General features: G+C 40.6%; 23 protein-coding genes. 4 read left to right on the top strand and 19 right to left on the bottom strand.

What is annotated here, in order from left to right:
• Positions 1 to 140: 140 nt before the first annotated feature.
• The 4 genes from N780_RS19190 to N780_RS07410 all read right to left on the bottom strand — a co-directional run bounded on the left by N780_RS19190 (position 141) and on the right by N780_RS07410 (position 3774).
• On the bottom strand, positions 141 to 1607 hold the full coding sequence (locus N780_RS19190; protein ID WP_052114943.1) for an S-layer homology domain-containing protein: 1467 nt from the start codon (positions 1605 to 1607) through the stop codon (positions 141 to 143).
• 357 nt (positions 1608 to 1964) lie between these two features.
• A complete protein-coding gene (locus N780_RS07400; protein WP_036781960.1) occupies positions 1965 to 2396 on the bottom strand; it encodes a hypothetical protein in 432 nt (143 codons plus the stop codon).
• 82 nt (positions 2397 to 2478) lie between these two features.
• Complete coding sequence (locus tag N780_RS07405) at positions 2479 to 2931, bottom strand: NUDIX hydrolase (protein WP_036781962.1); 453 nt, start codon at positions 2929 to 2931, stop codon at positions 2479 to 2481.
• A gap of 477 nt (positions 2932 to 3408) precedes the next feature.
• Positions 3409 to 3774 (bottom strand): DUF4181 domain-containing protein, encoded by a 366-nt coding sequence (locus tag N780_RS07410; RefSeq protein WP_198135839.1) that lies wholly within the window; start codon positions 3772 to 3774, stop codon positions 3409 to 3411.
• A gap of 261 nt (positions 3775 to 4035) precedes the next feature.
• Between N780_RS07410 and pflB the strand changes: the two genes are divergently transcribed.
• Positions 4036 to 6291 carry a formate C-acetyltransferase gene (pflB, locus tag N780_RS07415; RefSeq protein ID WP_036781966.1) on the top strand — a complete coding sequence of 752 codons (2256 nt, stop codon included), beginning with the start codon at positions 4036 to 4038 and terminating at the stop codon, positions 6289 to 6291.
• Positions 6292 to 6336: 45 nt separating this feature from the next.
• Positions 6337 to 7080 carry a pyruvate formate-lyase-activating protein gene (gene pflA / locus N780_RS07420; protein ID WP_036781968.1) on the top strand — a complete coding sequence of 248 codons (744 nt, stop codon included), beginning with the start codon at positions 6337 to 6339 and terminating at the stop codon, positions 7078 to 7080.
• Between the two features lie 91 nt (positions 7081 to 7171).
• Here pflA and N780_RS07425 read toward each other — a convergent pair whose 3' ends face one another.
• The 4 genes from N780_RS07425 to N780_RS07440 all read right to left on the bottom strand — a co-directional run bounded on the left by N780_RS07425 (position 7172) and on the right by N780_RS07440 (position 10532).
• A complete protein-coding gene (locus N780_RS07425; protein ID WP_052114944.1) occupies positions 7172 to 8251 on the bottom strand; it encodes an ABC transporter permease in 1080 nt (359 codons plus the stop codon).
• Positions 8244 to 9065: an ABC transporter permease subunit gene (locus tag N780_RS07430; protein WP_052114945.1), complete on the bottom strand. Its 822-nt coding sequence runs from the start codon at positions 9063 to 9065 to the stop codon at positions 8244 to 8246. Before N780_RS07430 ends, N780_RS07425 begins: the two co-directional genes overlap by 8 nt.
• Positions 9066 to 9168: 103 nt before the next feature.
• Complete coding sequence (locus N780_RS07435) at positions 9169 to 10212, bottom strand: zinc-binding dehydrogenase (RefSeq protein ID WP_036781970.1); 1044 nt, start codon at positions 10210 to 10212, stop codon at positions 9169 to 9171.
• 122 nt (positions 10213 to 10334) lie between these two features.
• Positions 10335 to 10532, bottom strand: coding sequence for a cold-shock protein (locus N780_RS07440; protein ID WP_036781972.1), 198 nt, complete (start codon positions 10530 to 10532; stop codon positions 10335 to 10337).
• Between the two features lie 393 nt (positions 10533 to 10925).
• On the opposite strand from N780_RS07440, the gene N780_RS07445 reads away from it, so the two are divergent.
• Positions 10926 to 12050 (top strand): hypothetical protein, encoded by a 1125-nt coding sequence (locus tag N780_RS07445; RefSeq protein WP_052114946.1) that lies wholly within the window; start codon positions 10926 to 10928, stop codon positions 12048 to 12050.
• Between the two features lie 11 nt (positions 12051 to 12061).
• On the opposite strand, the gene N780_RS07450 is transcribed toward N780_RS07445, so the two are convergent.
• On the bottom strand, positions 12062 to 12685 hold the full coding sequence (locus N780_RS07450; RefSeq protein WP_036781973.1) for a DUF3267 domain-containing protein: 624 nt from the start codon (positions 12683 to 12685) through the stop codon (positions 12062 to 12064).
• 57 nt (positions 12686 to 12742) lie between these two features.
• Positions 12743 to 13657, bottom strand: a complete 915-nt coding sequence (locus N780_RS07455) for a phosphatidate cytidylyltransferase (RefSeq protein ID WP_036781975.1) — start codon at positions 13655 to 13657, stop codon at positions 12743 to 12745.
• A gap of 121 nt (positions 13658 to 13778) precedes the next feature.
• Here N780_RS07455 and N780_RS07460 point away from each other — a divergent pair, with 121 nt between their 5' ends.
• Positions 13779 to 14291: a C40 family peptidase gene (locus tag N780_RS07460; RefSeq protein ID WP_036782201.1), complete on the top strand. Its 513-nt coding sequence runs from the start codon at positions 13779 to 13781 to the stop codon at positions 14289 to 14291.
• Positions 14292 to 14463: 172 nt separating this feature from the next.
• On the opposite strand, the gene paaX is transcribed toward N780_RS07460, so the two are convergent.
• The 9 genes from paaX to paaD form a co-directional block, all read right to left on the bottom strand.
• Complete coding sequence (gene paaX, locus N780_RS07465; RefSeq protein ID WP_036781977.1) at positions 14464 to 15345, bottom strand: phenylacetic acid degradation operon negative regulatory protein PaaX; 882 nt, start codon at positions 15343 to 15345, stop codon at positions 14464 to 14466.
• Positions 15346 to 15464: 119 nt separating this feature from the next.
• Complete coding sequence (locus tag N780_RS07470; protein WP_036781979.1) at positions 15465 to 16241, bottom strand: enoyl-CoA hydratase-related protein; 777 nt, start codon at positions 16239 to 16241, stop codon at positions 15465 to 15467.
• Between the two features lie 13 nt (positions 16242 to 16254).
• Positions 16255 to 17454: an acetyl-CoA C-acyltransferase gene (locus tag N780_RS07475; protein WP_036781981.1), complete on the bottom strand. Its 1200-nt coding sequence runs from the start codon at positions 17452 to 17454 to the stop codon at positions 16255 to 16257.
• Positions 17451 to 18317, bottom strand: coding sequence for a 3-hydroxyacyl-CoA dehydrogenase (locus tag N780_RS07480; RefSeq protein WP_036781983.1), 867 nt, complete (start codon positions 18315 to 18317; stop codon positions 17451 to 17453). Before N780_RS07480 ends, N780_RS07475 begins: the two co-directional genes overlap by 4 nt.
• A 93-nt stretch (positions 18318 to 18410) precedes the next feature.
• On the bottom strand, positions 18411 to 19931 hold the full coding sequence (locus N780_RS07485; protein WP_036781985.1) for an aldehyde dehydrogenase family protein: 1521 nt from the start codon (positions 19929 to 19931) through the stop codon (positions 18411 to 18413).
• Positions 19932 to 19949: 18 nt separating this feature from the next.
• The gene (locus N780_RS07490) at positions 19950 to 20723 is read right to left on the bottom strand and encodes an enoyl-CoA hydratase-related protein (protein WP_036781987.1); all 774 of its coding nucleotides are present in this window, start codon (positions 20721 to 20723) and stop codon (positions 19950 to 19952) included.
• A gap of 10 nt (positions 20724 to 20733) precedes the next feature.
• The gene (locus tag N780_RS07495) at positions 20734 to 21510 is read right to left on the bottom strand and encodes an enoyl-CoA hydratase-related protein (RefSeq protein WP_036781989.1); all 777 of its coding nucleotides are present in this window, start codon (positions 21508 to 21510) and stop codon (positions 20734 to 20736) included.
• Positions 21503 to 21811: an EthD family reductase gene (locus N780_RS07500; RefSeq protein WP_036781992.1), complete on the bottom strand. Its 309-nt coding sequence runs from the start codon at positions 21809 to 21811 to the stop codon at positions 21503 to 21505. The genes N780_RS07495 and N780_RS07500 overlap by 8 nt, the downstream gene beginning before the upstream one ends.
• Before the next feature lie 64 nt (positions 21812 to 21875).
• A complete protein-coding gene (gene paaD, locus N780_RS07505) occupies positions 21876 to 22361 on the bottom strand; it encodes a 1,2-phenylacetyl-CoA epoxidase subunit PaaD (RefSeq protein WP_036781994.1) in 486 nt (161 codons plus the stop codon).
• Between the last annotated feature and the right edge of the window lie 3 nt (positions 22362 to 22364).

Raw genomic sequence — 22364 nt, forward strand, 5'->3', positions numbered from 1 at the left:
ATTATCCACTCAAACGCTCTCTTTTTCATTTCAAAAAAGACTACTCTCAACTTCATGAGAAGCTAAGAATAGTCTTTTCACACGCTAATTTAGTTAGTGAGCTTAGAATGGCAATAGAAACAGGACCACTTTAAAGGAATTTATTCGTTCGCTACTTTCCAATATTCATAAGCATGCACAGCATTACCATGATAGCTTGGGTTATCGCTAAAATAATTCTTCGTTTTATCTAACTCTTCTTCCATAGCTTGTTTACCTTCTTCGTAGAATGAAATGTGTTTATTTTCTTTAATCTGCTTCATTTCAACAGATACGAGAAGTTCTTTACCAAGCTCTTCTGCAAACTTCATTTCTTTTTTTGATACATCGATCATACCATTAGATCCTTCTGCAGAGTCTCTAAAAGCCATAAGTGTTGTGTGATCTAATTTACTAATGAACCACTTACTGAAGGAGATGTCTTCTTGACCAGGCGTTTTGTGGTCATCAAGCCATATCGCTAAATCTGCACTCGTTTCTAACTCAGAAGCCTTCTTCACTTCGTCAACAAAAACTTCAATATTCGTTTTCCAAGTCTTTAATATGTCTTCTGGATTCCCATCCCAATTCTGTAAGACATAAGGTTCAATGTCGAGGTGAATTCCATCAAATTGTTGTCTTGGAGGAACAACTTTTTGATAACTGGTAACATAGTCAATAAACATGTTAAGACGCTCTTGTCCTTCTTTAAGAGCCCAATTGGGGTGGCCTCCCATAGCATGTACCTCTATACCAGCTTCATGGGCTTTCTCTACAAATTCATTGTAAACTGCGAAGTCTTGTGTACGATCTAAACGAGTATAGAGCAAGTTAATACCATTTTCTTTGGCAAACTCCAAAATTTCGTTTGATTCTTCAATAACATTTTCAGCATGCCATATGTATGTTCCACGAATGTCATCATTGTTTATCACTTCAAAATTAGGATCTTCTTTAGCATCAGACAAATACTTTTTAAACTGATTATCCATTGTACGCGCTAAAAAGATTGAGAATTGTGCACGAGTCGTTGGGGCGCTCGGACGGAATGTATTGTCAGGGAAGCCTACCGAAATTCGATTAGAAACAACTTCACTAACATACTTCCGGTTCCCACTCACGTCATCAAATTCTTTAGAGATTGGTTCATTCTCTAGGTTATAGGCTCTAGTTAATACAGCAGCCATTTCGATTCGTTTTATGTTCCGGTCCGGTTGAAATTCATTAGAATCGGTACCTTCAATGATGCCTTCATCCACTAATGCAGCCACATACTTGTAATGAGGATGTTCTGTTGATATGTCATCAAAGTAAGGATTCGGTCGATTCTCAGTCGATAAGCCCAATTCCCGGGTCAGCATGATCGCTGCTTCCATGCGCGATACATTGTTCCCTGGACGGAAAGTTCCATCCAGATACCCCTGAATAATTCCTTGATCCTCTAAATACTGAATCTCCTCATTTCCTGTAACATCTTCATTAACATCCGGAAATTCTGTTTGAGCATGAGTGTTTGGTGCACTCCAAGCTGTTACAGCTAACAAGCTTGTGAAGAGACTTGCTGTAATCTTCTTTGTAAATCCACTCACTTCTGTTCCTCCTCTTATCTCATTAAGAGCGGCCTTTCATTTATGTTCCACAACGACCCCACCAATTTTAGAATCTTCGAATAATTCCTCTATTATAATGGGGGTGTAAAGGGATACATTCTCACTTAAGATGTAAAGCATAAAAAAGGCCCCCTTAAATGGAAGATGTTAGAATGAAGAGGTAGACCATTATATTGAAATGCTGTCTTCTATAAAACAAAAAGACCATTTCCAACTTCATAGAAAGCTGGAAATAGTCCTTAACTGTTACCGATTACAACTGCGCTTGGGTATTGTATGTTGGTTTTTCATATGGATCTGTGTAATCCGCGACACTTTCTAGAAATAAAGAGATCCCTAATACCTATAGGAACTCCTTCGAATGAAAAATAGTAGGAGCATCCCTATAACGATTAAAGCTGCGACCACACTTAACCATCCTACAGGGGAAGAGAACCCATACGTATACTCTTTTTCCCACTCAGCTTTAACATATGTACCACTCGCTTCTCTCACAGCTATGGCTTGACCTGTGGAGACACCTTCAATTGCATAGTAGTGTGTCCCTTTTTCATAGACGTTACTGAAGTTCCCCCCATACTGTTCCATATCTGAATACCTGGTTACTTTTCCGATCTTCTCTCCTACATCTTTGACCTCTTCTTCAGTAACGATGTATAAACTATTGTCCCACACAACAAAAGGATATGCCCATGAGGTAGCTAATGCTTGGGTTGGCATGGTCACCAATCCAAGAAATACAATTAAACCGACTAGAAAGGGTTTCATACTATCGCCTCCCACTTACTTTGACGGTTCATAGCTAAAGAAGTTTCACAAACTTATTCAAGTGGCTCCAAATCTTTTCATCTTATGCTTCGCATTCTACTTCATGGACAAGCCTTTTCGAACAGGCGAGTAACACCGCATAGCACAACTCTGCATCCTTATACTCATTTGTTTGTATACGCTTAACGCAGTCATTGATGGGAACATGTACTACCTCAATTGATTCATGCGATTCTAACGCTTGGCCAATATGCTCAGTAACCTCATTCGTAAAAAATACGTGAGTAACTTCATTAGCCATCCAAGGTGCCGGCCACAATTCGCCTAAATAATGTAATTCTCCGCACCGATACCCTGCTTCTTCCTCAAACTCTCTTCTAGCTGCAGCTTCAAGGCTTTCTCCTCCTTCTACTCCCCCACCAGGGAGCTGGGTTACTTTCATTTGAACAGGTGCTCTAAATTGATCAATAAGGATAAATGAATGGCCTGATTGAGCTAGTACGACGACAGATTCATCACGATTTTGTTCTTTCATTAATTGCTCACACCAATCTATTTTAGGGGTAGAGGTGAGGTTCACTGAAGCAATTGATGAGGGGGCTACGTATAAAAATCAAATTCTGCCCTCCACCAATTATTAAAAAGTTATTAAAAATCCGAACTTCTCGACATACAAGAAGAGCCGCTTCTTTTCTATAGATGCGGCTCTTCTTGTCGACCATTATTTATTTGTTATGTGGCTCTTCTGTACCCCAATCATATCCTGACTTCTTCCAATTAACAAGGAACAAAGCTGGCGCAACAATCATCAATATAGCAATCACAAGTTGCATTATAATCCCCTTTCGAAATAAAATCCCGTATAATTATCTGATTATTACTATTATTTCAAATCGCCCTTATTTATTCAACCATTTTATCCCATTCTACGTAAACCGCTACACCTTTTCATCATAATCTTCTTTTCTTATAATTTCTTGCGTTATGTATTAGATTACTTATCCCACTCCCCCTACAACAAATCTCTAAATAGTAAATCTATGTTATAAATGGTAACAACACCAAGAGCGAGGTAGACGATCGTAATCACATATTCTTTTGACCCTTTTAAGAACATCCATTGCATGATGGCCTGAAAACCGAATTGAGCCACATAAATCCCCATCAGATACCATTTCATTCCTGAAGCATCTGAAAAAATTGCATAACCCAATACACTAATGGCGATTAAAAGCAACATCCCTCTTCCCCAGCGGTCGATGTGCTTTCCTTTTGTATCTGTAACGTATCTTCGTTCAATATTAAACTTTTTTCTAATGATGGTTTCTAAGCTTAACAGCAGGATTAATAAGATGACTAAAGCAGCATATACCAACATATCCCCCCTCACCGTTTTATTATATAGAATATTCACACTATTCGACAGTATGTCCCTTGGCATTTTCTTATTTATCGTCTGATTTCAAATCATAAGCCGACCTATTTTACTTGAAAATGGATAAATTTGAACATTGTAAGAACATTCCTTATAAAGACTGTTTTTTCAATTTTACCGGAGTATAATAAAAGTGTAGAAAGATTGTGAAATATTGAGCATAGAAATTGAATCCTACTACTTCCTAAATAGGAGGAAACGAAGATGAAAACACTCGACATGACGACAAGCAGTCCACCTTGGAACGGTTTTAATGAAGGAAAATGGCAATCTACTATTGATGTCAGAGATTTTATCTTACAAAATTACACGCTTTATGAAGAAGATGAGGCCTTCCTAGAAGGACCTACCTCAAATACGCAAGCTCTATGGGAACAAGTGATGAAATTGACAAAAGAGGAACGAAATGCGGGTGGTGTACTTGATTTAGACACACGCACCGTTTCGACAATTACTTCACACGGACCTGGCTATTTAAATGAGGAACTCGAGAAAATTGTTGGCTTCCAAACCGATAAACCGTTTAAGCGTTCTCTCCAACCTTATGGCGGGATTCGTATGGCAGCAGCTTCTGCTGAGTCATATGGGTATAAACTAGACGAAGAAGTAGAGAAGATCTTCACTGAGTACCGAAAGACTCACAATCAGGGAGTATTTGATGCCTATACGCCTGAGATGAAACTAGCTCGAAAAGCAGGTATTATCACCGGCCTCCCTGATGCATATGGACGCGGTCGCATTATTGGAGATTATCGCAGAGTGGCCCTCTACGGGGTAGATCGTCTCATTGAAGAGAAGCAGAAGGATAAAGTCTTCTTTAGCCAGGTTGCTATGACTGAAGATATCATTCGGGAACGAGAAGAGCTTTCAGAACAGCTAAGAGCTCTCCAAGAGCTGAAAGAATTAGGTAAGATTTATGGTTATGATATCTCTAAACCAGCTAAAACAGCTCAGGAAGCATTCCAGTGGCTCTATCTCGGTTATCTCGCTGCCATTAAAGAACAAAACGGTGCGGCTATGAGCCTTGGGCGTGTCTCTACTTTTCTTGACATTTATATAGATCGGGATATAAAGTCTGGAAAGCTAACAGAAGAGACAGCTCAAGAGCTCGTTGATCATTTCGTTATGAAGCTTCGACTCGTTAAATTTGCTCGTACACCGGAATACAACTCACTATTTAGCGGCGACCCAACCTGGGTTACTGAGTCCATTGGCGGTATCACTGAAGATGGTCGTCCTTTAGTAACAAAAAGTTCGTATCGGTTCTTGCACACGCTCGATAACCTCGGCCCTGCACCGGAACCTAACTTAACGATCCTTTGGTCAGTTAACCTTCCTTCTGCATTTAAGAGATACTGTTCGAAGATGTCTATTAAAACAAGTTCTATTCAATATGAGAACGATGACATCATGCGTGAGTATTACGGAGACGACTACGGCATTGCTTGTTGTGTTTCAGCTATGGCAATCGGAAAACAAATGCAATTCTTCGGAGCCCGGGCTAATCTAGCAAAAGCTCTTCTCTACACGATTAATGGGGGAGTAGACGAAATTTTGAAAGTTCAAGTAGGACCAGCACATTCTCCAGTGACTTCAGAATATCTAGACTATACCGAAGTAATGGAGAAATACGATCAAACTCTTGAATGGCTTGCAGAACTTTACGTCAATACACTGAATATCATTCATTACATGCATGACAAGTATAGTTACGAGCGTATTGAAATGGCTCTACACGATAAGGATATATTACGCACAATGGCTTGTGGTATTGCCGGGTTATCAGTTGTAGCTGATTCCTTAAGTGCCATCCGCTACGCCAAGGTAAAAACAATAAGAGATACAAATGGTTTAGTTATAGACTACGAGGTCGAAGGAGATTATCCAAAATACGGAAACAACGATGAAAGAGTCGATCAGATTGCGGTGGATCTTGTGAAACGGTTTATGAACAAGATTAGAAAACATGAAACGTACCGAGCTTCCACGCCGACTCAATCTATCTTAACGATTACATCCAATGTTGTATATGGTAAGTTAACAGGCAACACACCGGATGGCCGGAGAGCCGGAGAACCTTTTGCTCCAGGAGCTAATCCGCTTCATGGCAGAGACACAAAAGGCTCCCTCGCGTCTTTAAGCTCCGTCGCCAAATTACCATATGACGAAGCGCTTGATGGCATTTCAAATACATTTTCGATTGTTCCAAAAGCACTTGGTAAAGAGGAAGAAACCCGTTACGCCAATCTCGTTGGACTTCTTGATGGTTATATGATCAAGAAAGGTCACCACCTTAACGTCAATGTATTTGACAGGGAAACACTACTCGACGCTATGAATCATCCAGAGCAGTACCCTCAGCTAACTGTAAGAGTGTCCGGTTATGCCGTTAACTTTATTAAACTGACACGCGAGCAACAAATCGATATCATAAACCGCACGTTCCATGAGAGTTTGTAATACAACCAATTGGGAAAATAAACGAAGAATTTGGAGGTGATTTTCATGAAAGGACGTATCCATTCTATAGAAACGTGCGGTGCAGTTGATGGCCCAGGTATTCGATATGTGCTCTTCATGCAAGGTTGCCTGCTACGTTGTCAGTTCTGTCATAATGCTGATACATGGACATTGAACGGAGGAATTGAGAAGTCCGTAGAAGAGATTGTGGCAGAGGTGAAAGACTTTCTCCCCTTTTTCCAAGCTTCAAACGGAGGAGTTACGGTTAGCGGCGGTGAACCACTCCTCCAGATCAATTTCTTAATAGAGCTATTTAAAGCACTAAAGTCAATTGGTGTCCACACCACCCTTGATACATCAGGAGGTTGCTTTAATAGCTCCCCTTATTTTTTGAAAAAACTAGATAAATTGTTAGAGATGACGGACCTTGTCCTACTTGACTTAAAACAAATCAAACCCGACAAGCATAAAGAGCTAACAGGGATGACGAACACACATATATTACGCTTTGCTACTTACCTTTCTGACAGGAATGTACCGGTATGGGTGCGCCATGTCCTAGTACCTACCAGGAATGATAATCAAGAGGATTTAAATGAGTTATCTCGCTTTATTGGCACCCTTTCTAACGTTCGGAAAATCGAAGTTCTTCCCTATCACAAACTCGGTGTATATAAATGGGAAAACTTAGGTATCCCTTATCCACTTGAAGGTGTAGAGCCACCTTCGAAAGAACAAGTAAAAGAGGCAACACACATTCTTAACAATCCAACAACTATACAGGTTTAATGAAAGAACACCGAATCCGTTACAATTCGGTGTTCTTCAGCGTATAAAAATTCCCCTATTTGGTTCATTTAGTTGTTTATTCCCTCTCTATTCAGACCATTTCCCCCAACACTAACACCATACCTACCGCAAATAATAAAAGGAAAGCACCTACTATGATTAATCCTGGTGTAACCTTTAAACGTTTGCCCAAATTCATCTTCATTTTAGGTAGTGGCTGATGGGAAGTGCGGCCAGTTGGAATCCATGGTGCTTTCTGATAGTCGGTTTGGAAGTGATTTTGCAATCCTCTCGCTAATAAGACAAATGAACTTGTGGCCAGGACAAGTGCTACCAGAGGAACCATCAATATAAAATGGTTGCCAAAAATATGACCACGAGATTGTCCAATTAAGCCCGCCCACTCGTTTGTCATAGATAAGTAGATGGTGGGATTTGTTTGCTTAATGGTCCCCCCCATAAATAAGTGGAAAATTCCAAGTTGACCCATAACCGTCATGACAAAAACTATTTCCATAACAAACATAATCAGTAGCCCTTCTTTCAATTGAGGAAAGATATGCTTCCATATAAGCCTGTTACGACGAGCACCGAGAGTCCTGGCTACTTCAACGTATTCTTTCTTAACAACTTCCCTGGTTTGTTTACGCACAGACGCAATCGTACTCGGCAAGCTCAACACCGTCATCACCAAGATAAACACGAGAATAAGCTCAATAGATTTGAGACTGGGATTGATTGTGATAGGTTGAAGCACAAAAAATAAAATTAAAAACACCGGAATGTAACTCATCGAGTTCTCGATTGCTTTCCAAAAGGACCATTCTGACTTAAAAGACCCAGCATAAAGGCCGACCATAGTGCCAAGCACCATTTTAAGTAAAGCAGTTGCTATAGCAATCCCTATCGTATATTTTGCTCCGTATAAAAGTTTTGTTAACAGGTCGTATCCATACTTATCTGTTCCAAGTGGATACTGAGGAACGGTAAACGCCTGAACAGGCGGTGCCACCACGACCCCTTTTCCGTCTATTATCTGATATTCTACTTCTACTTTATGATCTAAGGGATGTAAGCTTAGTTTCGGGCCCGCTATGGCAATAAAGATAAACACTAACACTAGGAAAAAGCCTATATACAATGGTAGATTCATTTGACGTATTCTATTCATAGATTAAACCCTTTCTAAATAAGAAGAGAACAAATTTAATAATAAGAAAAACGAATAAAGCTATAATGAGTAAGGCACAAAGCCCTAGTAACGTTGCTTGGAAATCTTTCACAGCAAATATGTAATGGGTTAATCCGATCACATTTAATAAATATTCTACGATAAACAAATTTCCAATCGTAAGCGATAGTCCCTTCGTCAATTCAGCATGTATAAAGGGTTGCATATTTCGATACACATACTGCAGGTTAATTGTCGTGATATCTAACCCTTTCGAGACCGCTGTTCGAACATAATCCTCTCCACTTATGTGCAGAAAGCGAACATGTATAAGCTTTAAGAAATAAAGAGCAGGAGCAATCGATAATACAATGACAGGAAACCAAAAATGAGCCGTATTCTTATCTGGCATAAAACTCATCACACGAACACCTGTCCATTGATAGATTTGTACACCAAGTACAACTGAAAAGATAATAATAATGAAATCAGGTACAATCGCAATCATTTCAATTAACCCGCGGAATAGTCGGAATACTTTAAAACGAGCAACAAATAATCCAAGTACTAGTGCAAACGTTAATCCTAGAAGCATAGCTACTAGTAAGAGGACAAACGTTCTGACCATACGTTCTATAAATGCAGCGTCTATACGATCTAGCCAATCTATAGAGGGAACACTTTTTAACAGTTCAAGCATCATTGCATACTCGATTTCTACACCTTCTAATGAAGTTGTAATCACAAATGGTGCAGAAGACACAAACAACAAAATAACAATCATTACGATACCTTGAATGATCGAGTTTTTCATAACTCCACCTCCAATACATATATTGCCATAATATTGTCATAATTGTAATAGTTTTCAGTAAAAAAGAGAGAAGATCCAAAGGATCTTCTCTCTTTTCGCTATATTATTCTTCACTTGGTAATAAAACAATTTTCCCCATTTTCCCCGATTGCTTAAAATACGTTTGAGCTTCTTTTGCTTCACTAAGCGGGAACGTACGATCTAGCACTGGTTTGATTTTTCCTTCGGAGATTGCTTGAAGCATTTTCTTAAATTCTTCGCGTGTCCCTAATACTGATCCATAAAATGTAAGATGTTTTAAGTATAATGTTCTAAGATCAAGTTCAGTCTTCTGGCCGCCCGCGGAACCTGACGTACAAAACTTCCCGCCTTTTTTTAATACATGGAGGGAAGTATTAAATAATGGATCCCCAACTACATCAAGAACAGAATCAATAGGACCACCATTTGCCTCTAGTATTTCCTCAGCTAAATTGTCTGACTTATACGAAACGACATGTGTTGCGCCAAGTTCTTTCATCTTACCTTCAAGAGCCAAGTCTCCAACAACGGCAATGACCTTTGCCCCAAAAACGCGTGATGCAATCTGTATATTCAATGAGCCAACTCCACCGTTTGCCCCCGTCACCAATACGGTCTCTGAAGCATCTGGCTGAATTTGTTCAACCATATGCCAAGCTGTCATTCCACTTACAGAGAATACGGCACTCTCTATGTAATCTGTTAGTGGCATGTCGTAACATAAGTCTGCGGGCCACACGACAAACTCAGCGTATCCACCATCATATTCCGAACCGATAAAAGACATATCTTCTGAAATATGTTCAGCCCCTTCTTCTCCACTTGAAGTGAATGGGAAAAGAACAACAGATTTCCCCATCATCGTCTGGCTTACTTCTTCTCCAATTTCTACGATCTCTCCAGTAATATCTGAACCAGGAGTTCTTGGAAACTTCACTCCTTCTGGACGCCAACCTGATTTCGAGCCAGTTCCATAGGCCCCTTCCCTCATCCAAATCTCTGTATTGTTGATCCCACAAGCTCTAACTTTAACAAGCACCTCGTTAGCTTTTGGTGAAGGCCGTTCTATATCTACAACCTCGAGTTTGTCTACATCACCATATCCTGTTACTTGAACTGCTTTCATCATACAACCTCCTATTGTTTATATTCTTATCTCTATAGATTGGTATAATTTTAACCTTATCATTCATCCCAACATAAAAAAAGAAGCTCTCCAATTGGAGAGCTTCTTTCTAATTCGTTCAATTATTTTTGAACGTTAGCAGCCTGTGGGCCACGGTCGCCTTCAACAACTTCGAAAGAAACTGCTTGGCCTTCTTCTAGAGTTTTGAAACCTTCTTCTTGAATAGCAGAGAAGTGAACGAATACATCGTCTTGACCTTCTACTTCAATAAATCCGAAACCTTTTTCTGCGTTGAACCATTTAACTGTACCTTGTAACATGTTTGTTGCCTCCTGCGTGGATCTAGTCCACATTGTATTACTATTATTGCTCTCAAAAATTCATTCCAGACTAAAGTACTTACTTGAGTAACTTTTTCTTTCATTATAAATCCGAACAAGAATAAGTAATTACTACTTTAACAGTGAGAGACCATTCCGTCAATAGATGCTTATAAAATTTATTTTTCTACACGTTTTTCTATAACAAAATACCAAGATTGTGCTTCGAGAGATGAAAGTCTCTTCAATTTGTTAGTACTCTCCAAATTATCAGCCTTAACTCCTACATTATTTTTCTAACATAATATATTTATATAAAACTAGTTTCAATTGAAAGTGTGAGTGGAAAATACGTATTGTTAACTTAAAACTAGGGAAGGAGGTGAATCTGAAGTGGGTGACATTGCAGTAGGACTAGTACCAGCCCCAGAATTGCCTGAAAAGATGGCCAAGAAGTTAGCTGAGATCTTACCTGAATTGTTAGTCGATCAGATCGACTCGTCTTCAGAATGGGAGATTGATGTTATTATTGACCCTCTAACCGGAGCAGCTGAAACCGCTAATGAAATCATGGAAGAAACCGAAATCCGAAAACAAAAAAACAAATGGGATTATGCGATTTGCCTAACAGACTTACCGATCTATGAGAACGGTAATATTGTGCTAGCTGACATTAACAAAGGGCGAGGCATTTCACAAATTTCACTACCTGCTTTTGGGTCTGTTCCTATGAAAAAAAGGCTTAAGGAAGTGGTGCTTGAAACCATTAGTGAACTTCATTATTACCATTATAATACGTCTCAAGAACACCAGAGAAAAAAGAAGCTTCCAAAGCTTTTCTCGCCTATTCGTAAAATAGTTCCTGAAGATGAAGAAGACAGCCTCCGCTTTATTGTCATTCCTAAAATAAACGGAAGACTTCGTGTATTAATGGGTATGGTTTATGCCAATCGTCCATGGACGATTTTCCCTTCATTTAAGAGCGTTGTAGCTGTTGCCTTTGCAACAGGTACATACGGCTTAATCTTCCCAACTCTGTGGCAACTTAGTGCAGCTTTCCAATCTATTCGTTTTATCGCTTTAATGCTAACAGCTTTATCAAGCATGATTATTTGGATCATCTTAGCCCATAATTTATGGGAAAAACCTTCTCATCGCAGTAAATACAATTTAAGAAGAGTTTACAATCTCGTCACTGTTATTACTTTAAGCTTAGCTGTCCTATTGTATTATGCCATGCTTCTTATATTATTCTTCCTAGCTGTTCGAGTCTTCGTACCCGCTGAATTATTTGCAGCAGAAGCTGGTTTAGAAGGCGAGGCAGGAATGATTGATTATGTTAAACTTTCTTGGCTTGCTACTTCTGTGGCAACTCTAGCAGGCGCAATTGGAGCAGGTCTTGAGAACGATGAACTCGTTCGAAACATTACCTATGGATACAGACAAAAACGTAGGTATAAAGAAATCCAAAATGATTCTAATGACAATGGAGAAGCACGAGAAACACAAGATGCGTAAGGCAGAAGCTTTTAAGCTTCTGCCTTTTGTTTCCAATATGTAAAAGAACCATTACTCTTTAGGTGTGCGCCATTTGGTACTTGTGTTGAGATGAGTAAAAAATTCAAGAGATCTACTGAAGATGCCATTCCATTCAAGAAGATAAACGCCCCTATCATAGCTGGCATCCACCCCACTATACCTAGTACTACAGGTCCAATGATTGATAGAAGAAGATAAGGTGCTAATGTGATTAGGATATACCTCCCTTTTGATATCTCTTCTTCCGTTGTCACAAAACCTCCATAAAACGCCAAGCCAATATAAGTGCTAGTTGAAGTAATAAAGCGGGGAATAAAAATTAAATGTAGCAGTTCATGTAGGAGCAAAATAAATAGAAAGCCGATAATGGATAACAAATTAATAGTAAATGAAATTGCACCAGTCTCAGGATCAATTCCGAACTGTTCAATAGTAACGTCCCATGAAATCGATAAGCTCAGCACGGCACCCCCACCTCCCACAATCATAAAAGGGACGGAATAAAGAATGGCCATCTTTAAACTCTTTGGTTCCTTAAGGGGAATCCAACCTTGTTCTACCAAAGATTCATGGATATCAGGGCGCCATTCAGGCACTTTCTTTGCGTATCTCATTCTCTTCCTCCTAACCTCAGCTTATCCATCGTCAAAAAACATCAGTCTCCATCATTTTTACATAAAGTCAAAGAAATACCTCGTAACATGAAAAAATACAGGGGCTGTGTAAGTTAAACTATCAATCCTGCTTAAATACTTACCTTGAAGAGTCTCAAATTTCTCCTTATCTCCTATAAGCAAATCTCGCTTCAACACAGATACTGTTAAACTACCAAAGTAACCCGTTACGCTAATTAACACCCCAGACAAGACACCGTATACAATGCCAAAGGGAGTAAAATAGGGATAGAGGACATAGGAGGCAATGGTTGTGAAGAGGAAGGCACCAGCGAAACCTTCCCATGATATGTTCGGATTAGAAGTGGGCACAACTTTATGTTTTCCAAAGTAAAGTGAAATAATGGAATGAACCACATCGTTCACCTGCGTAAGAACAATTAGATAAAGTACAAGGTTTGGTCCGTATTCGGGCGATGCCGATGAATAAAATGCCAAGTGACTCAAACCAAAGACCATAAGCATCATTCCCCATTGAGTAAAACTAACCGACCGCAAGAAACCTAATGTTCCCTTCCCTATAATTCGGGGAACAGGTAAGAATAAGAAGACATAAATGGGAATGAACACGATAAACATGCCATACCACCCTACATAAATCCAAAGGAATTGAAGTGGGATCATAAGATAAGACCATAAGAATAGCCGCCTATCAGATTTCCTTGTTTTCATCATGGAAAAGTATTCTTTTAAAGAATAAAAGCAAAGGACCATTATGGAAAATAAAGAAACAATCGGATTAAATAACGTTGCAAAGCAGAAGATCACAAACATCCCCCACCATGTTTTCACACGAAACCAAATACCTGTAAAATCTTTATCAGGTTGCTGCTTCTTAAATCCATAAAGAGCTATGGTTGCTGTGCATAAACCGATAAAAACTACAGACAGGGTCACAATTTTTTCTATCATAGAATCCTCCCTTCTTAACACACAAACTACATCTATTTTAAACAATTTCCTATATAATGAAAATAAAGGAAATGTAAGAAAGGGGAATTATACAGTGAATCACCTAAACTATGTATATATTATGCTATCTGATACAGGAACCCTCTTCACTTCGCTTATAAAGAAGTATACGAAAGCCCCCTACAATCATGCTTCTCTTTCTTTTGATCCGCATTTAAAGGATATGTACAGTTTCGGCCGAAAGAATCCAAATAACCCCCTTAACGGAGGTTTTGTGAAAGAAGATATTGAAAACGGAACATTTAGCAAGTATCGTAATACCCTGTGTGTAATTTATCGCCTTAAAGTTACCGACAGGGAAAAAGAGAAAATGAAAAGAATTCTTGAAGTTTTTCAGAGGAATAACCACAAATTCTTGTATAATATCCTTGGTCTTGTGGGCGTGTCTATGAAAGAACCTGTGGAATTCAGCAATTCTTATTTTTGTTCTCAGTTCGTCGCAGAAGTACTGAACCGCTCTGGTATTCAATTATGGGATAAGCTCCCTGCACTTGTTACACCAGAAGATTTTAGAGAGAACGATCGACTAGAACTCGTTTATGAAGGGCGATTGATTGATTACATAAGCCATTAATTATGGACTGAGAGAATAGTTCCGTTAGTTTTAATGGAGCATAAGGCGGGGGCATAAAGCGAGTAGTCCACAGCAAGACCAAGCACTATTCTAGCAATAGACCTGCCTCAGCTTTAATCGGCTCTATAATATAAAAAGACACACCTTTAAAAAGGTGCGTCTTGCAGGTCGATTACTCTTTATCAAGCATAAGTGGATGGGATAGAACGTCGTATCCTTTATCTTTTAAGGTCATTTCATTACCATCACTAAATACTTGTTCGAAGAAACGGTTTGCAGGTTCTGCAAGTTCTTTGTAGTAATCGCTGAAAAGGGATCCTGCGTAACTTCCATACCATTTCTCAGGTAAGAGCTCTTCTGGTAAGCCAGGGTCAATAAATAAGAACTTCCTGTATTCGTGAACGAGTTTGGTTCTCTCCACAAAACATTCTGCATCACTCATGGCTCCACTTTTTATCTTGTTCTTATCAATGATGAATTTCTGACTGTAATGAGCAATAAATTCATTGTATTTCTCATTAATTTCCCCAATGTCCCAACTATTCTCTACGAGTCGCTGGTTCTCATGAGGTCCATCGTAAGAAGCAATGAAAAAGTCTACATATTCTTCAATCTCATACTTTTCTATAAGTGAATAGACTTTTTCGTCTAGCTGGTTTGGTGATATCCAAAGACTGTTGGTCATCGTACCAAATCCACTCCATACGAGCTCTTTTCGAAGTTCGTCACGTAGGTTACGCTTTTCTTCTGGAATCGTGTAAAAAAGCATACGCCATTTTCCATCCCACGTTTCACGATTTAGCTTAAAAATACGGTTCCCCGCTTCTTCCATACGTTTTAAACCTATGTCTGTCAATGAATAGTAGCTTTTATTCCCTTGCTTCTCCGCCTTAAGCCATCCTTGCTTGCTCATACGAGAGATCGCTGCACGAACAGCTTGCTCATTATGACCAAACTCTTTTAGCAAACGAATCAAGCTCCCAATCCAGATTTTATTGCCGTAATGTCGTATATAATCCCCATAAAGGGTAAAAATCATTGATCTAGTATTCATCCCCGTAACATCCTTTATCTCTCTTTTTTCATCGTATTCAGAAAACTATTACGATTATATCATGAATGTGGAAAAAGGCACATGAATTGAGGACGATCGACTCTTAAGATCTTTCACACTTAGCTACCTGTAAATTGAGGAGCACGTTTTTCCCCGAAAGCTTCTAATGCTTCAACTCGGTCTTTTGTCGGAATGGTAATCTCGTAGGCCTTTGATTCAATTGCTAGCCCTGTACCTAGATCAACCTCTGTTCCTTTATTAATGGCATACTTGGCTTGCTGTACAGCTACTGGCCCATTAGCAAGCATTAATGAAGCCAATTCCTTACATCGGTCCAATAAATCTTTTCGCTCGACTACTTCCATAAGCAGGCCATACTTATACGCTTCGTGCGAAGTGATTTTCTTCGCTGTTAAGATTAGTTCTTTAGCTCGCATATCTCCGATTAAACGAGGGAGACGCTGCGTGCCCCCTGCCCCAGGAATGATGCCCCAACTTGTTTCAGTGAGCCCCATCTTCGTATCCTCAACGGCATAACGGAAGTCGCAAGCAAGCATGAGCTCAAAACCTCCTCCAAATGCATATCCATTCACTGCAGCAATTGTGGGTTGAGGGAGGTCAGCTATGGCTTGAAATACGTCGCCAATCTTCTTTACATTCCTTCGCACTTCTGATTCTGTTAAGGTTTTTCTTTCTTTGAGGTCTGCTCCAGCACTAAACGCTTTATCACCTGCTCCTGTGAAAATTACACAGCGTACACCCGGATGTACATGTAAGGTTTCAACGACCTCACCAAGTTCTTGTAATGTAGCGAAGTTAAAACAATTTAATGCTTCAGGTCTTGATAACGTTACATAAGCAATATGATCTTTTATCTCCCAATGAATTCCTTTCAATTGTCATTCCTCCTTAAACGTTCTCAACAATAGTAGCAATGCCTTGACCTACCCCAACACACATTGTAGCTAGCCCAAGTTCTACATCTTGCTTTTTCATCTCGTGAATGAGAGTTGTTAAGATTCTCGCACCACTTGCCCCAAGGGGATGACCGAATGCGATGGCTCCACCGTTTACATTCACTCGTTCAGATGATAAGTCGAGCTGTTTCATGCATTCAAGAGATTGGGAAGCAAAGGCTTCATTCAATTCCACTAATCCAAAATCCGAAGAAGTTACTCCGGCACGAGCCATGGCTTTTCTAGTTGCAAAGACTGGTCCAATACCCATAATTCTTGGTTCGAGTCCTGCTGTTGCTGACACGCGGTATTTAACGAGGGGAGTAAGTCCTAATGAATTGGCTTTTTCAGCGCTCATCATTAATAAAGCAGATGCTCCGTCATTGATTCCTGAAGCATTCCCTGCCGTAATCGTACCGTTTGAGAAAAGCGGCTTAAGTGTGTTTAACTTTTCAAGTGTTGTCGTTGGACGAGGGTGCTCATCTGTTTCGATAACGATTTCGTTCCCTTTTCGATCGAAGTACGTTACAGGAACGATTTCTTCGCTAAACCTTCCTGATTCCATAGCAATTTTCGCTTTTTGTTGACTATGGAAAGCAAACTCATCCTGAGCCTCACGCGTTATACCAAATTCCTTCGCAACATTTTCAGCCGTCTCTGGCATACTATCTGTCCCATATGCTTCAGCCAATCTGTCGTTAACGAAGCGCCACCCAATGGTTGTATCAAACATTTCACGATTTCCACGGGCGTAGGACGTTTCTGGTTTGCCCATCACATAAGGAGCTCGAGTCATACTCTCTGTTCCACCAGCAATGAAGATGTCACCTTCTCCGACCATAATCGCCCTGGCAGCGTAATTCACAGCATCAAGACCAGATCCACATAAACGATTGAGCGTTGTGCCTCCTACTTCTACAGGCATTCCAGCCAATAAGGCAGACATCCGTGCTACGTTCCGATTCTCTTCTCCCGCCCCGTTTGCATTCCCAAACACGACCTCTTCCACTTCATTCGCATTAAGATTTGGGTTTCGTTCAAGAAGAGCTTTGATGACTAAGGCTCCAAGGTCATCAGGTCGGATATCCTTTAAAGCACCTTTATATCTTCCAATCGGAGTACGAACGGCATCGACAATGACAACTTCCTTCATACAAGTTCACCATCCTTAGAATAGTCATACACTCCGCGGCCCGTTTTTCGACCTAGACGTCCTGCACTGACATATTGTTCAAGGAGAGGAGCCGGGCGATATTTCTCACCTAATTTCTCGTGTAAATACTTCAGATTATTCAAGCGAGCATCAAGACCAACTAAGTCCCCAAGTTCAAAAGGACCCATCGGATAATTTAGTCCTAATTTAATAGCTTTATCGATCTCCTCAGGGCTACCAACCCCTTCTTGCAACATATAAAAAGCTTCATTTCCAACAAGTGCACTAATCCGACTTGTTACGAATCCAGGGAATTCGTTGACTACGACCGTCTCTTTTCCCATCTGATGAGCAACATTTTGAATTGCTTCTGCTGTTTCATCAGAGGTTTCTAGTCCTCTAATCATTTCAACAAGAGGCATCTTATGAACCGGATTAAAGAAATGCATCGCAATGACTTGTGATGGTCTTTTTGTATATGAAGCAATTTCAGTTGGACTCATGGTGCTTGTATTCGTGGCAAAGTAACAACTTTTAGGAGAATATGCGTCTGCCGTTTCAAAGACATTTCTCTTAATCTCTGCTTTCTCAGGCACAGCTTCAATTAAAAGGTCCGCTCCTGAAGCCGCTTCTTTTAGGGATGTAGAAAAATGAAGATGTGCTTGAGCTTCGTTACATGCTTCGACCGACAATTTGCCTCGCTTTACCCCTTTATCAAATATAGAATCTAACTCGGACTTGGCAGCTGTTATTTGCTCCTCTTGTATATCAACAAGCGTCGTTTCAAAACCTCCACAAGCGCTCACATACGCAATCCCACGCCCCATAACACCTGACCCGACAACGACTATTGATTTAACCATTATGTAGACCTCCTCTTATTAGTTTGTACTTACCTTTTTGGTGAAAAGAAAAGAATGCGAGGCGCTTCTTTTTCGCGCTCGCATTCTTTAGCCTTATTCTACACCGAGTGGATTTAACGGACGGTTGCCGTAGTAGGAAAGAATGCTCTTCGTTTCCGTATAAAGGTCAAGCGTTTCGGTGCTCAATTCTCGGCCAAATCCAGACTGCTTATAGCCTCCAAATGGAGTTCCTGGGAAGGCAGAGAATGGGCAATTCACCATTACAATACCGGCTTTAATGCCATTCGCAACACGTGTTGCCTTGCCATGGTCTTTCGTCCAGATGGCAGATCCTAAACCATACTCGCTATCATTTGCTAACTTAACAACCTCTTTTTCATCACTAAATTTCATCACGACCACAACTGGTCCGAAAATTTCTTCTTGAACTACTTTCATATCGTGGGTAACATCAGCAATCACGGTTGGCTCATACCAGTGACCATTTTCAAATCCGTCTACTTTCGCTTCCTGGCCACCAGCCAGGATGGTCGCTCCATCTTCTTTAGCTGACTGAACATATCCATCGATTATTTCGACTTGATCACGGTTAATGATCGAACCAATGTGCGTTCCTTTATCCATCGGATCACCTAGTGCAAGGCGCTTTGTTTTAGCAACGAATTTCTCCATAAACTCATCGTAAATGTCTTCGTGAACGTACATACGAGAACGAGCTTCACATGATTGACCTGTGTTATAGAAAATTCCAAATAAAGATCCGTCAACAGCAGCATCTAGGTCTGCATCGTTAAAAACAATGTTAGGTGACTTCCCACCAAGTTCAAGTGTGACACGTTTAAGAGTCTCAGACGCTTTCCCCATAATGTTCTTTCCAATTGGAGTTGACCCCGTAAATGCGACTTTATCAACACCTTTATGTTCAACAAGATAATTTCCAATCTCTGAACCAGAACCAGGAACAACGTTAACAACGCCTTCTGGTACACCTGCTTCTGTACAGATCTCAGCCATCACAAGTGCTGTTAGAGGGGTAAGAGATGCTGGTTTCACAATTACACTACATCCTGCCGCAATAGCTGGAGCGATTTTCCACGCAGCCATCATCATTGGATAGTTCCACGGAATAATTTGAGCACAGACACCTACCGGCTCTTTCTCTGTGTAGTTATGAAATTGACCAGGTACTGGATTCACTTCCCCTTTATGACCTACAATCGCACCTGCATAAAATTCAAAGTCTTCGATGGCTTGCATAACCTGACCTTGAGCAGCGGCAAGTGTTTTCCCACTGTTTAAAACTTCAAGCTCAACAAGTTCGTTAAATCGTGAACGCATGATGCCTGCAATTTTGTTCAAAGTGCGAGAACGCTTACCAACCGGGAATTTCTTCCACTTGCCGTAGTCAAATGCGTTACGAGCTGCTTCAACTGCGCGCTCTGCATCTTCTGTTGTGGCTTTTGCTACTGTCGCAAGTGGTTCACCTGTAGCTGGGTTGTATGTAGTAAATGTTTCCCCTGATGTTGATTCAACCCGCGCACCGTTAATAATCATTGAGTAGTGATCACGCTTCATTGCTAATTGTTCCATTTTCGTTTCTTGTGCAGTTGCCATTCTATCCACTCCTTCTTATTATTGTCCTTGAAATTCAGGCTTTCTCTTATTCAAAAATGCTTGAACACCTTCCTGGTGGTCTTTTGTTAATCCAGCAATTCGTTGTCCATAAGCTTCTTTCTCAAGATAGTCATGGAGATCCATCTGCCAGCCGGCTTTCATATTCCGTTTGATAAGACCAATTGCTTTTGTAGGCATAGAGGCAAGTCGTTCAGCAAACGCCCTTACTTGATGATCCCACTCTGCTGCAGGAATGACCTTAGTTACAAGATTGAGCTCTTTAGCCTCGTCAGCTGAGATTTTTTCACCTAATATCGCAAGCTCTAGCGCTTTCGCATGACCTACAATTTTAGGCAGGTTGTATAGGTTCGCCGCGTCCGGAATAAGCCCTACATGAATGAATGCTTCTAGAAAGCTAGCATTCTCTGAAGCCAAGCGAAAATCACACGCGATTGCAAGACTAAATCCAGCCCCAGCGGCTACACCGTTAACAGCTGCAACAATCGGCTTCTCACAACGATCAATTTCTTTAACCATTGGGCCGTAGCTGTTCCGGAGGACTTCACCATGGTCTATGGATTCATCCACGCCGCTTAGATCCTGTCCGGAACAGAAAGCACGACCGGCACCTGTGATGACGATGGCTCGAACACCTTCATCCGTTGAGGCCTCTTTCACCGCTTTACGAACATCATGATTTAGCTCATGAGTAAAAGCATTTAATTTATCTGGTCTGTTCAAGGTGATCGTTGCTACGCCATTTAACACTTCATACAAAATGGTATCGCCCATATTACCACCTCTACTTCCCTTTAAATTGTGGGCTTCGTTTTTCCATAAAAGCACTCATGCCCTCTTTTTGGTCTTCTGATGAAAATAGCAAGTAGAAGTTTTTCCTTTCGAACTTCATACCCTCATCAAGAGGATAGTCAACAGCTTTATCTACTGCTTCTTTAATGAGCCTTACAGCTAATGCAGGCTGTTTGGCAACCTTCTTAGCATATTTCATTGTTTCTTCGAGGAGGAGTTCCGGTGCAATAAGACGGTTTACAACCCCAAAGTGAAGGGCTTCTTGAGCAGACATCTTCTCTCCAGTCAGAAGCCATTCAAGTGCCTTTCGTTTCCCCATAATTTTCGTTAATTGCTGCGTCCCCCCTGCACCTGGCATAACGCCAAGGTTCACTTCTGGGAAGCCGAATTGAGCCGTTTCAGTCGTAAATAAAAGATCACATGCAAGAGCTAATTCAAAACCACCTCCAAGAGCAAACCCATTCACAGCACCTATAACCGGTTTCTTAATCGATAGAAGACGGTCCCAATCAGCAAACTGATCAAGTAGTTCAAGGTCTATAGGAGAATCCCCGGCCATTTCATGAATGTCAGCACCAGCGGCAAAAGCTCTTCCCTTTCCTGTAATGACCATCACACCGACCTCTGGATCTCGATCGAAAGCAGTCATTAGCTCTACCAATTCGCTTACCACCTGACGATTGATCGCGTTCAGAACTTCAGGACGGTTTAATTCAATAAGTCCTACCCCATCCACCACCGTCGCTTCAACGAATCGCAGATTATGCATCTACTTCCTCACCAATCATCATCGTGACAAGCTCGCCTGCAAATCCCATAATATCCTTACCAGAAGCTTTAGCTTCATCGGTCTTCATTGCTGTCTTTAAAGCCTCATGGCTGTCATAGTACATCTCACACATCAGGTAGTACTTACCTTCTCCACCCATCGGACTTCCTACGATCTTCGTCACTTTCATATCACGAAGTCCAGGAATTTTAGCCGTAATCGGGCTATGCGTATTCCAGTAATGCTCGTCAAACGCTTCCTTGTCTTCTGGGTGTTTGTACAACGCGATCATTTTCACCATTGGTTCCATCTCCTTTAAGTTTTAATAGATTAGATTCATAGAATACTAGAATCGTTATCAATCCTTACATTGTTGAGACTGGCTTCATCGCTTCAAATGGATTTTTACAGGATTTGCAGTACAATATGCTTCTACAAGCTGTTGGACCAAAGATATTATCCATAGTTGTATAAGTTGAACCACAATATGGACAATCTACGTGCCATTCTCCAGTCGCTTCCATCTGTGTAGGAGGAGGAGCAATACCGAAATCCTTCAAACGCTCTCTTCCTTGAGGTGTAATTCGATCTGATGTCCAAGGCGGGCTATAAATGAACTTCACCTCTACTGATTGAACCCCTTCAATTGTAAGGAGCTCATTCTTGACGTTTTTCTCGATGATTTCAAGCGCAGGACATCCCATAAAGGTTGGTAATAAAGCCACATAAGCCTTGCCTTCTTCTACCTCCACGTGCTCCACCATTCCTAAATCGATAATACTGACAGAATCAATCTCTGGGTCTTTCACATTTTCTAACGCCTCTTCTACGGTGTTCAATACAAGTGTCATAGA

This window comes from Pontibacillus chungwhensis BH030062 (assembly GCF_000770675.1).
In the GTDB taxonomy this organism is placed as follows: Bacteria; Bacillota; Bacilli; order Bacillales; family BH030062; genus Pontibacillus; species Pontibacillus chungwhensis.

What these genes read in the sequence shown, in the direction of transcription:
- N780_RS07430 (WP_052114945.1), bottom strand. Translation starts at nt 9,065, where the DNA reads ATGAAAAACTCGATCATTCAAGGTATCGTAATGATTGTTATTTTGTTG.
- N780_RS07490 (WP_036781987.1), bottom strand. Translation starts at nt 20,723, where the DNA reads ATGGGCGATACCATTTTGTATGAAGTGTTAAATGGCGTAGCAACGATC.
- N780_RS07480 (WP_036781983.1), bottom strand. Translation starts at nt 18,317, where the DNA reads ATGGTTAAATCAATAGTCGTTGTCGGGTCAGGTGTTATGGGGCGTGGG.
- N780_RS07400 (WP_036781960.1), bottom strand. Translation starts at nt 2,396, where the DNA reads ATGAAACCCTTTCTAGTCGGTTTAATTGTATTTCTTGGATTGGTGACC.
- N780_RS07405 (WP_036781962.1), bottom strand. Translation starts at nt 2,931, where the DNA reads ATGAAAGAACAAAATCGTGATGAATCTGTCGTCGTACTAGCTCAATCA.
- N780_RS07455 (WP_036781975.1), bottom strand. Translation starts at nt 13,657, where the DNA reads ATGATAGAAAAAATTGTGACCCTGTCTGTAGTTTTTATCGGTTTATGC.
- N780_RS07475 (WP_036781981.1), bottom strand. Translation starts at nt 17,454, where the DNA reads ATGAAGGAAGTTGTCATTGTCGATGCCGTTCGTACTCCGATTGGAAGA.
- N780_RS07440 (WP_036781972.1), bottom strand. Translation starts at nt 10,532, where the DNA reads ATGTTACAAGGTACAGTTAAATGGTTCAACGCAGAAAAAGGTTTCGGA.
- pflB (WP_036781966.1), top strand. Translation starts at nt 4,036, where the DNA reads ATGAAAACACTCGACATGACGACAAGCAGTCCACCTTGGAACGGTTTT.
- paaX (WP_036781977.1), bottom strand. Translation starts at nt 15,345, where the DNA reads ATGAATACTAGATCAATGATTTTTACCCTTTATGGGGATTATATACGA.
- N780_RS07460 (WP_036782201.1), top strand. Translation starts at nt 13,779, where the DNA reads ATGCTATCTGATACAGGAACCCTCTTCACTTCGCTTATAAAGAAGTAT.
- N780_RS07485 (WP_036781985.1), bottom strand. Translation starts at nt 19,931, where the DNA reads ATGGCAACTGCACAAGAAACGAAAATGGAACAATTAGCAATGAAGCGT.
- N780_RS07410 (WP_198135839.1), bottom strand. Translation starts at nt 3,774, where the DNA reads ATGTTGGTATATGCTGCTTTAGTCATCTTATTAATCCTGCTGTTAAGC.
- pflA (WP_036781968.1), top strand. Translation starts at nt 6,337, where the DNA reads ATGAAAGGACGTATCCATTCTATAGAAACGTGCGGTGCAGTTGATGGC.
- N780_RS07495 (WP_036781989.1), bottom strand. Translation starts at nt 21,510, where the DNA reads ATGCATAATCTGCGATTCGTTGAAGCGACGGTGGTGGATGGGGTAGGA.
- N780_RS07500 (WP_036781992.1), bottom strand. Translation starts at nt 21,811, where the DNA reads ATGGTGAAAATGATCGCGTTGTACAAACACCCAGAAGACAAGGAAGCG.
- N780_RS07450 (WP_036781973.1), bottom strand. Translation starts at nt 12,685, where the DNA reads ATGAGATACGCAAAGAAAGTGCCTGAATGGCGCCCTGATATCCATGAA.
- N780_RS07425 (WP_052114944.1), bottom strand. Translation starts at nt 8,251, where the DNA reads ATGAATAGAATACGTCAAATGAATCTACCATTGTATATAGGCTTTTTC.
- N780_RS07435 (WP_036781970.1), bottom strand. Translation starts at nt 10,212, where the DNA reads ATGAAAGCAGTTCAAGTAACAGGATATGGTGATGTAGACAAACTCGAG.
- paaD (WP_036781994.1), bottom strand. Translation starts at nt 22,361, where the DNA reads ATGACACTTGTATTGAACACCGTAGAAGAGGCGTTAGAAAATGTGAAA.